The 3,532-nt window shown below is 59.8% G+C and carries 3 protein-coding genes; 1 reads left to right on the plus strand and 2 read right to left on the minus strand.

Annotation, left to right across the window (positions count from 1 at the left end; genetic code table 11):
- Positions 1 to 232: 232 nt before the first annotated feature.
- Positions 233 to 751 (plus strand): hypothetical protein, encoded by a 519-nt coding sequence (locus FS320_RS40190; protein WP_152718048.1) that lies wholly within the window; start codon positions 233 to 235, stop codon positions 749 to 751.
- Positions 752 to 862: 111 nt separating this feature from the next.
- Here FS320_RS40190 and FS320_RS40195 read toward each other — a convergent pair whose 3' ends face one another.
- A complete protein-coding gene (locus tag FS320_RS40195) occupies positions 863 to 1,921 on the minus strand; it encodes an AI-2E family transporter (RefSeq protein WP_244627693.1) in 1,059 nt (352 codons plus the stop codon).
- Positions 1,922 to 2,099: 178 nt separating this feature from the next.
- Complete coding sequence (locus FS320_RS40200; protein ID WP_152718052.1) at positions 2,100 to 2,354, minus strand: hypothetical protein; 255 nt, start codon at positions 2,352 to 2,354, stop codon at positions 2,100 to 2,102.
- Positions 2,355 to 3,532 lie beyond the last annotated feature (1,178 nt).

Here is a 3,532-nt window from a genome sequence, read left to right on the forward strand (position 1 = left end):
CCGGCCCAAAGCGATAGACACTTCTGGGCCGTCGCAGTGCGTTTCGCCACCGTTGTGCATTGGCGCCTCGGGCGTACCAGCGGGTACTCTGATAGGGCTCATCGCTTTGCGATGATGCAGAATGTGAAGTGTCCTCTTACGGGGACCACCGGTGCGTACCTACCCGGGCCCTCCCTGGGGTGCCAAGCGAGTGCTGCGGTTTGCATGGTCCGACATCCGGAAGGAGGCATCAATGGGATCCCGTTTGCGCTGGCTTACTTATGGGCTCCTGGCACTGCTCTGCCTTGTTGGAGGTGCGGATGCCGCCACGGCTGTCCTTGATCGATACGCCGGCTCCTTCGTGGGATCTGGAACGATCTTGGAAGGACCAAATGCCGATTCTCATCGGGTCCGCTGCCGCTTCACGGCATCACGGCAAGGGGCCACGGGTCTGTCGTTCCGCGGCACGTGCCGGGCCCATCTGATCATATCGAGATCCATCAGCGTCGATCTTTCCTGGGACCCCCAATCCGGTCGGATCACCGGCACGTACACGGGGTCGCGTGTAGGTACGGCACAGCTTACGGGCAGGCAAATGGGAGCCGATCTTGATCTGACGATTACATGGCCAAAGCCCCTCTACGGCGACACGACTGCCAATCTGAGGGTCGACAGTGTCGATGCAGACCAGTTCCGGATCGTGGTCATGGATCGCATCGGCGTGAACGGCCTTGTCCGCTCCACGACGGAATTGACGCTGCTGAGGCATTGAAAGGGCGACCCGAGGCCAGTTAGCTTCTGCCTTCACCATCTGTAGGTCCGCAACGGATCGAAGCTGGAGCCAACAGGCCGCTCCACGCGATGGACGACTTCCGAGTCGCAATCATGACGCGGGCGCGTCACCGCGATGCGGGTCATCGACCGGGTTCTGCCGCAGCCATTCCAGCAGCAGTACGTAACTGACGGCCAGAAGCACCGGCCCGACAAAGAGGCCGACAAGTCCGTCGACAATCATACCGCCGAGGACACCGATCAGAATGACAGGCATGGGCACTTCCACCCCGCGGCCCAGCATCAACGGCCTCAATATATTATCGCTGAGTCCGACGATGACATTCCAGATCAGAAAAATGATCGCCGCCAGCGTTGGCTCGGTCGCGAAGACGTACCCAACCACGGGCAAGGTCAGTAAAATCAAGGGCACCTGCATGACACCCAGCAAAAGCGCAATAAGCGTCAAAGGACCGGCCGCCTGAATGCCGATGGCGAAGAAGCCGACCCCTAGAAGTACCGACTGGATCAGCGCCACCCCGATCACCCCGAGCGCCACACCGCGGATCGTGGCGGCCATCAACGTGACCAGCTGCACTGCACGCGCCTGGCTGCTGGTGACACGTTCCAGAAAGCGTTGAGCAAACTCGGTGGCACCCCTGCCATAGACGACGAGCACCATGGCGATCGCAAATGAAAGAACAAATGATAGTTCGGCGATGGCCAAGCCCCCAGCGAACGACGCCACCCATGCCAGAGGCCCACTCATCAAGTGCCCGTATTTTGCGAGTGCCGCTGGCAGGTTGGTGGCGACGAGAGTCCAGATCTCCGTCAGCTTTTTGCCGACCAGCGGGGCTCCATCGAGCCACAGCGGCGGCGGCGGCAATGCCACGTCCTGACTCTGAACGCTCGAGATCAACGAGTAGAGTGAAGTTGCGAGCGACGTCACCACAATGACCATCGGCCCCAAAATCACCGCGACACCGATCAGCCCAATCAGCAGTGCCGCCCCGCGGTCCCCAAGCTGCCTGGCCAGACGAAGGTGCAGCGGATACAGAATCACCGCCAGGATCGCAGACCACATCAACACGAAGGCAAAGGGCAGCACGATCCGAGCGCAGGCATAAACCAAAAGGGCCACCAGCCCGATGCGGAGCGCGGTGTCGAACATAGTTGAGGATGCCGGCGCCTCGCTTAGGTCTGGCGCGTTCAGGTCCGTTGATTTGGGCCCGTGCGTCGTTCCATGGAATCTTGCACCTGATATGCGCATAGCGGATTCAATCCGTCTGAGACGAGTTCGCGGACAAGCGAGGGCTCAATTTCCGCGGAACAATTCAGAACAAGGCACCTCAGCGCCTGCCGACGCGATTGACTGGGCCGCCCCGGTTCATCGGTGTTCCCGCCCGCACTCCAACACCTGGGGCACCGACACCTGGGGTCACCACGGCCCGCGCGACAGGCCGTGCCCGCAGCACGACACCAGGTCTGACAATGCACCCGACAGGATAATTGACGTACTGGCAGTAAACCACAGCACGGGCCTCTTCGGTGCTTGCGGCTGTGAACCCAGCCATGAGTACCGATAATGCGATCAGGGTCTTCATGTCCGCCTCCATCAACTGTTCTTCTGCTCAAACGCGACAAGACTGCGCAAGCTTGCCCCCTTGACTGCTTCAAACCAAGGAATGCTCAGCCAAGGGTCTGCCCTTTTTCTGCGCGGGGCGCAGGTGCTTTCCGGCTGTCTCTGCCTAGAACGCACCATCATGGCAATTGTCGACAGCCTCGGCAACGCCAGCCGCAATCGTCGAGGCTCGCGCTTTGCGCCCGATTGTCGAATGGCGCGCTACCACGAATCACAATCCTGCTTGGCAGGGGGAGGTCGCCAGGCGAACCGTCCATCTGCACACTCGAGATCCACTCTAGTCTTTCTGAAACGGGATGCTTGATCGAAAAGGACAATTGGTTGTCAGTTTGGGTCAGCAGCAGATGCGGTGGCAGCTGTATCGGACTTGGGGGGCTCTGATCTCTGGAGGGATCTCTGGAGATCGGGTTCGGTGGCCTGGGCGATCTGCACAGGACAACCATTGCTGATCTGGGCGGGGCCGAACTCTGGGTCGCGCAATGCTTCTGGTGACGCGGCCCGGTCCCCCGAGCCGGAGTAGTCGCTGTGGAGGAACCAGTGAAACTCCTGCCCCTCATCAAGGGCCGCTCTGTCTGACGAAGCTGGTCCAAGTCCTTAGGGTGAGGAATGCCAGTTGCAGACCTTCTGAAGTGGGTGAAGGCCAAGTGTCCGTCACGCGGGTTGCCACCACCGATGAAGAGGTCAATCGGACCATCCAAGCAGTTCGCAAGGGTGGCGGAGCGTGCAGGAGATAGGCAGTCGGACGAGTTTCTTGAGCTGGCGCCCTGACGTCCTCAGAAGAGTCACTGTTTGGGCGAACGACACGCGCAGAGCAAATGACTCAGGGGAGTATCTGGTAAACTATCGATGTGCGTCTAGATAAGGGAGTGGTTCTCCGGATAAAGGTAGAGGACTTCGAGCATGGCAATAACAGTATTGTTGATGACACTGTTGACCGGACAGAATCATACCGTTGTCGCTGAGTATGACACTCCACAGGCTTGTGAAGCCGCAGCACAGGCACACCAGAACGTCCTTCTGGCGAACTCGATTACCGTCGCCTATAGCTTCTCCAAAAGCGAGTTCCCGCTAACGGGCCGCTGAAGGCATCCAGGGCACGCCGTCGTGGATAGGGCAGTTGGCATGCGTCTCGTGCAGCGA

Origin of the sequence: Microvirga tunisiensis (assembly GCF_009296175.1) — a bacterium.
Taxonomy (GTDB): domain Bacteria; phylum Pseudomonadota; class Alphaproteobacteria; order Rhizobiales; family Beijerinckiaceae; genus Microvirga; species Microvirga tunisiensis.